At 54.0% G+C, this 5895-nt stretch carries 5 protein-coding genes; 3 read left to right on the forward strand and 2 right to left on the reverse strand.

The window, feature by feature from the left end; all coding sequences use genetic code 11:
- Nucleotides 1–167 precede the first annotated feature (167 nt).
- The gene (locus AQR02_RS20750) at nucleotides 168–782 is read right to left on the reverse strand and encodes a spore germination protein (RefSeq protein ID WP_280818654.1); all 615 of its coding nucleotides are present in this window, start codon (nucleotides 780–782) and stop codon (nucleotides 168–170) included.
- Between the two features lie 219 nt (nucleotides 783–1001).
- On the opposite strand from AQR02_RS20750, the gene AQR02_RS20755 reads away from it, so the two are divergent.
- From AQR02_RS20755 to AQR02_RS20765, 3 genes are all read left to right on the forward strand, one after another.
- Nucleotides 1002–2555, forward strand: coding sequence for an FAD-dependent oxidoreductase (locus AQR02_RS20755; RefSeq protein ID WP_054942342.1), 1554 nt, complete (start codon nucleotides 1002–1004; stop codon nucleotides 2553–2555).
- Nucleotides 2556–2633: 78 nt separating this feature from the next.
- On the forward strand, nucleotides 2634–3353 hold the full coding sequence (locus AQR02_RS20760; RefSeq protein WP_054942343.1) for a 3-ketoacyl-ACP reductase: 720 nt from the start codon (nucleotides 2634–2636) through the stop codon (nucleotides 3351–3353).
- 59 nt (nucleotides 3354–3412) lie between these two features.
- The gene (locus AQR02_RS20765) at nucleotides 3413–3724 is read left to right on the forward strand and encodes an antibiotic biosynthesis monooxygenase (RefSeq protein ID WP_054942344.1); all 312 of its coding nucleotides are present in this window, start codon (nucleotides 3413–3415) and stop codon (nucleotides 3722–3724) included.
- Nucleotides 3725–3833: 109 nt separating this feature from the next.
- Here AQR02_RS20765 and AQR02_RS20770 read toward each other — a convergent pair.
- The coding region (locus AQR02_RS20770) for an MMPL family transporter (RefSeq protein ID WP_245237648.1) at nucleotides 3834–5895 on the reverse strand (2062 nt) is incomplete at its 5' end.

A 5895-nucleotide genomic window follows, 5' to 3' on the forward strand; every position in this document is an offset into this window, starting at 1 on the left:
TATCATCCTTTAACTTATTTTTAGATCAAGTATAAATCCTGAACACCCCAGCGTCAATCCATTCGTCCGCCTATCTGATCATTCCAGAATATTTCACCCCCACGGCAGCTTCCACCTGAAACTTCAGCCGTAGATACCACCTCTCCCAATCCCGCAATTCCGTGCTGTTATTCCAGTGACGGGCTCCATAGTGGATTCCCTGTTTTTGGAAAGATATGCAGCTTGTCACTTCTGATATATTTCTCAAGTTCTCCTGATGCCTGCAAAATATCTATTCTCAGTGTCCCAAGCCTTTCCCGCAGCTCGTCCAGCACCTGATGGTTCACCCGGCTGTCATCGTACAGGATGGCCACCTTGGTTCTTGAAATATTTCCGATCACCATCGATTCCATTTTGAGTTCAGCGGATTGATAGCGCCGGCGGATCAGATTCAGGTTCACTGCCAGGTTTTCGGTCAGCGCATCAGATGGACCCTGTGTCACACTTTCCGTCATGTTCTCACTAACACTTCTGCTCTCCGCCTTCAGGGCATCGAAGAAGCATAATTCTCCCTCTACGTGGACACAGGCATAACCGCTCAGCATCAGCTCCAATACCTGCTTTCCTGTCTTGCCCTCTTCGCTGCCGGGATAGTATCTCAGATACTCTGAATAGACCGCCGGATTATCTATCTCATAAAAGGGCGCAATAATACTCCGGTTGATGATCTGCGGGTCGGTGATGCTTTTGATATACAGTAAGCCTGCCTTCCCGGAAGGCGCCGTCAGCATTCTTTCATCCAGGTCCGCAAAATGGTCGAACTGTCATTTGATCCATTCCACGGATATTTTCTCCACTATCTGCTGCACGGGCATCTTTATCCTCCTCTGCCGGATTCTCCCGAAGCTGAACCTTATTTGGGCACAGCAGTTCTTATTTCATGCACATGGCACTGTCAGGTTTCTTTTAACAGTAATGTGGTAATAAATGAAATGAAATCTTGCATATGGAGGGATCGGATAATGAATACACCGAACATGAACTCACAAGGTCTTCCCCAATTTCCGGAATCGTTATGGAGAGGTACGACTGAACTGCCTTCCTTTCCGAGGCTTGCGGAAGACCATGTTACTGATGTGGCAATCGTAGGCGCGGGAATAACGGGGATTACGGCGGCCTATCTCCTTAGTAAAGCAGGCTATAAGGTCACCCTGCTGGAAGCAGGAGAGATTCTTACGGGAACTACCGGATTTACCACTGCCAAGATCACTGCCCAGCACGGGATGATCTATCATGATCTGCTGAGTCATTTCGGTGAGGAGCAGGCGCGGGCTTACTTCCAATCTCATAGTGAATCGCTGGAGTGGATCCTTGCCACAGCCGGAGAGCTGGATCTGTCCTGCGGAATTCATCGTGAGTCCGCCTATCTTTATGCCGATCAGGGAGACGAAAAAACGCTGAAGCAGCTGGAAAAGGAGTTCAAGGCTTACGAGAAGCTGGGTCTGCCGGGAGAATGGCTGGACTATGTCCCGCTCCCGCTGATGGCCGGAGGAGCCATTAAGCTGGCAGGGCAGGCACGTTTCCATCCTCTGGAGTACCTTAAGGGGATGCTGCAGGCTGTCCTCGACAAAGGCGGCGTTGTCTACGAGCACACCACGATTGGCGAAAAGGTGGACAAAGGCGACCGCCTCACGCTGTACACCGAAGGCAGCGAGCATCAAATCCGCTGCCGTCATGCCATCTCCGCCTCCCATTTCCCGTTCTATGACGGAGGCGGGCTATACTTCACACGCCTGCATGCTGACCGTTCCTACGCTCTGGCAATCGAGCCGGAAACGGACTTTGAGGGCGGCATGTACCTCAGCGCCGGAAATCCTACACGTTCTCTGCGTGCCGTGGAATGGGGCGACAAGAGACTTGTGATTGTCGGCGGAGAGAACCACAAGACCGGACAGGGGATCTGCACCTTTGGCCACTATGAGAAGCTGGAGCTGTTCGCCGGAGAATTGCTGGGGATTAAGCAAATTCCCTTCCGCTGGTCAGCACAGGACCTCGTTACACTGGATAGAGTCCCTTACATCGGACGGGCAGCAGAAGATGAAGAAATCTATATCGCCACCGGCTACGGCAAATGGGGGATGACCAGCGGGACACTGGCTGCACGTATGATCACGGATCAGATTCAGGGGAAGACGAATCCATACAGCAGTCTGTACGATCCTTCCCGCTTCAAAGCGAACCCCGGCATCAAAAACTTCATTGTGCAGAATGCCAATGTCGCCAAAGAGCTGGTAGCCGGCAAGGTGGAGATTGTCCGCAAAAAGACAAGCGATCTGGAGCCGGATGAGGGCGCGGTTGTCTTTCATGACGGCAAACGCGTCGGTGCTTACCGTGACCCTGAAGGCCAGCTGCATCTGGTGGACCGGACCTGCACCCATATGGGCTGTGAATGCGAGTGGAATAACGGCGAACGTTCCTGGGACTGCCCTTGTCACGGCTCCCGCTTCTCCTATGAGGGTAAGGTGCTGGAAGGCCCGGCTACAGTGCCGCTTACGAAGCTTACGCCGGAAAAGTGATTGTCCGCTTCCACTCAGGTATAATAGGGTTGTAAAGGAACCTCAATAATAGAGCGATAGGGAGCGTGAAGAAAAGTCATGGATTTAAGAGGAAAAAGCATTGTGATCACAGGTGCCGGCAAAGGAATCGGCAAAGCATTAGCGATGGCATTAGCCAAGGAGGGCGCAAACCTGGGCCTGATCTCCAGAACATCTGCGGATCTGGAGGCACTGAAATCAGCCTTGACCGAAGTCTATGATGTCAAGGTAAGCATTGCTGTAGCCGATATTTCTGTACGTGAAGAGGCGGAGCGGGCCGTTGTCTCGCTGCAGCATGAGCTTGGCGCCTTCGATGCACTGATTAATAATGCCGGGATCGCCAAATTCGGTACTTTCCTGGAGATGGATCCGGCTGACTGGGAGAAGCATATGGAGGTCAACCTGTTCGGTACCTACTATGTAACCCGTGCAGCTCTGCCAGCCATGATTGAGCGCAGCAGCGGTAACATCATCAACATTTCCTCCACAGCCGGTGAACGCGGTTTTGCCACCGGTTCGGCCTACTGTGCCTCCAAATTTGCCCTCATGGGCATGACTGAAGCACTCGCCCAGGAGGTGCGCAAGCACAATATCCGGGTCGTGGCGCTGACGCCAAGCACGGTTAATACGGGTCTGGCCGAAAATGCCGGCCTCAAGATCGGCGATGAAGACCGGATGATGCAGCCGGAGGATGTAGCCGAACTGGCCTTAGCGGCACTGAAGCTGCCGGATCGCGTATTCCTGAAGACCGCAGGCATCTGGACGACCAATCCGCAATAAATGAGCTTGGCTTAGCTGTTATTTTCACGATACTTTGACTTTGAGGGGGAACTGCTAATATGCTGGTCGTCACCAATACAATAAAGGTCAAGGAAGGCCACGGGGCAACCCTGGCCCAGCGTTTTGGCGGGGCAAGCGGTGTACAGGCCATGCCCGGCTTTGTCCGGCTGGAAGTATGGCACAGCGCCGCCAAAGAAGGCGTGGAAGAGCTGAAAGTCTGCACCGTATGGGAGAATGAGGAAGCGTTCAAGGGCTGGACAGCCAGCCCCTCCTTCCGCGAATCACACCGCGGAGCAGGCGGAAATGAAGTCATCCTGGGCGCTTCGCTCGACAAATACGAGCTTGTGATCAGCCGCCAGCCGGAGCAATAATATCCCCCTGCATATCGCAGCAGGTTATACAGGAACAGGGATGCCAGCCTTAGACCTTAGGGTCTAAGCGAAGGCATCCCTGTTTGTTGTTCAGGCTTAAGCAGCAGCCTTAATAATGATCATCGGCGCCCGCAGGCAGCGGTTTCTCCAGTTCCTGATGCTTGCCGGGCCAGAACGCCAGGCGGCCAAAAAGCACGGTGATCGCCGGCACCAGAAACGGCCGGACAATGAAGGTGTCTAGCAGCACCCCGATCGCGGTAATGATGCCAAACTGCACCAGCACTTGAATCGGCAGGCTGGCAAGGACAGCGAAGGTTCCTGCCAGGATTAGCCCGGCGGAGGTAATGACCGATCCGGTTTCATTAACCCCTTCGGCAATCGCCTGCTTGAGCGGCATCCGTCTGCGCTTCTTCCAGATGTTAGAGATCATGAAGATATTATAATCCTCACCGAGTGCAACCAGGAAGACGAAGGAATACAGCGGAATCGATCCCTGAATCGCATCGGCGCCCAGTAGATAATGAATAATAATCCAGCCGAGCCCAAGGGCCGAGAAGAAGGACAGAATGACGGTTGCCACCAGGTAGACGGTTGCCGTCACCGACCGCAAATAGATCAGCAGCAGCAGGGTAATCAATCCGATAACCACCGGTATGATCAGGTCGGTATCGCGTTCACCCAGCTCTTTGGTATCGTACTGGGTTGCCGTCTGCCCGCTGATCCATACACTGTCTTCCGCATGATCCAGGCCTGATTCAGCCAGCGCCTGCTCAGCTGTTTCCAGCAGTACCGGAATATGGCTCATTGCCTCAAGTGAATACGGATTGCTCTTGAACTCAATATCAAAGCCTACAATATCCTTATTAACCGCACCCTGCTGCGGGTCGGACACCGTATCTATATAGGATATCCCGCCCAAAACGGCCTTGAAATCCTCTCCGCTTACTTGTCCTTGTGTATCAATGATGAGCTTGGCCGGAGCCAGCTCCCCGGGGGAGAATTGTGTGCCGATCAGATCAAAGCCTTGCCGGGACTCCATATCCTTCGGAAAAGAAGACAAAATATCATAGGTGAATTTAATCCCGCTGGAGAAGGAAGCCAGAATGCCAAGACCAATAATCGTTACCGCCACAATCGTCCAGGGACGGGAGACCACCAGGCCGCCGATTCCCTTTTTGCGGGTTTTGGGCTTTGGAACCGGTTTGCCTTTGGCTCTTGCGCGCTCCGCTTCCATCTGCGGTGTGCGCGGCACAAACGGGAAGAACGACATCCGCCCGAAGATTGCCAGCAGTGCCGGCACCAGTGTCAGGCTGGCGATACCCATGATAAGAATGGATACGCTGAACGGAATCGCAAAGCGGTGGTAGGCTCCATACTTCGCCAGCAGCAATGCAAACAGCGCAAGCACGACCGTGAAGCCGCTCATCGCAATCGCACCGGAAGAATGGGTAATCGCGCTAAGCAGTGCGCGCCCTTTGTTCTCTTCCACTTTGAGCATCTGACGGAACCGCGAGATCAGGAAGAGGCAATAGTCGGTTCCCGCGCCGAACAGCAGCACCGTCATAATCGACACGGCCTGGGAATCGACCGTAATCCAGCCCTCCCGGGCCATAAGTCCAAGCAGCGGACTGGTAACACCATAGGCAAATCCTACCGCTATAAGCGGAATCAGCGCCAGAATCGGCGAACGGTAGATCAGCAGCAGGAATACAAGCACAAGAACGACTGTCGCAATCAGTAAGGAGACATCCGCGTCCTTGAACAGGCCGGTTGCATCAATGGAGATTCCTACAGGCCCGGATACCCGGAGGCTGAGTTCACTGCCGTCCACCTTGGCCGCCGCCGGATCACTACCGGTCTCCTTACTAATCACCGACTTCATTTCCGTTATCGCTTCACCCAGCTGATCACTGTCTGCAGCCTTGTCAAAGAGCACAGGAGTGACCAGAGTACTGCGGTCCTCCGACAGTGAAGCCTGCAGCGCCTGCGGCGGCAGCTGCCCGAGCGGCGGCACATAATTCTGATGCGGAAGCGGCTGCTGCTCCAGCTTGCCGTATACCGCGATGATATGTACTAGATCCTCCTCTGATAATCCGCCTTCGCGGTGCCACACCAGCAGTGCCGGCACACCGCTGCCGCCTGGAAACTCCTGCTCTGCAACAGCAGCTGCC

It is taken from the genome of Paenibacillus ihuae (assembly GCF_001368795.1).
Taxonomy (GTDB): domain Bacteria; phylum Bacillota; class Bacilli; order Paenibacillales; family Paenibacillaceae; genus Paenibacillus_AQ; species Paenibacillus_AQ ihuae.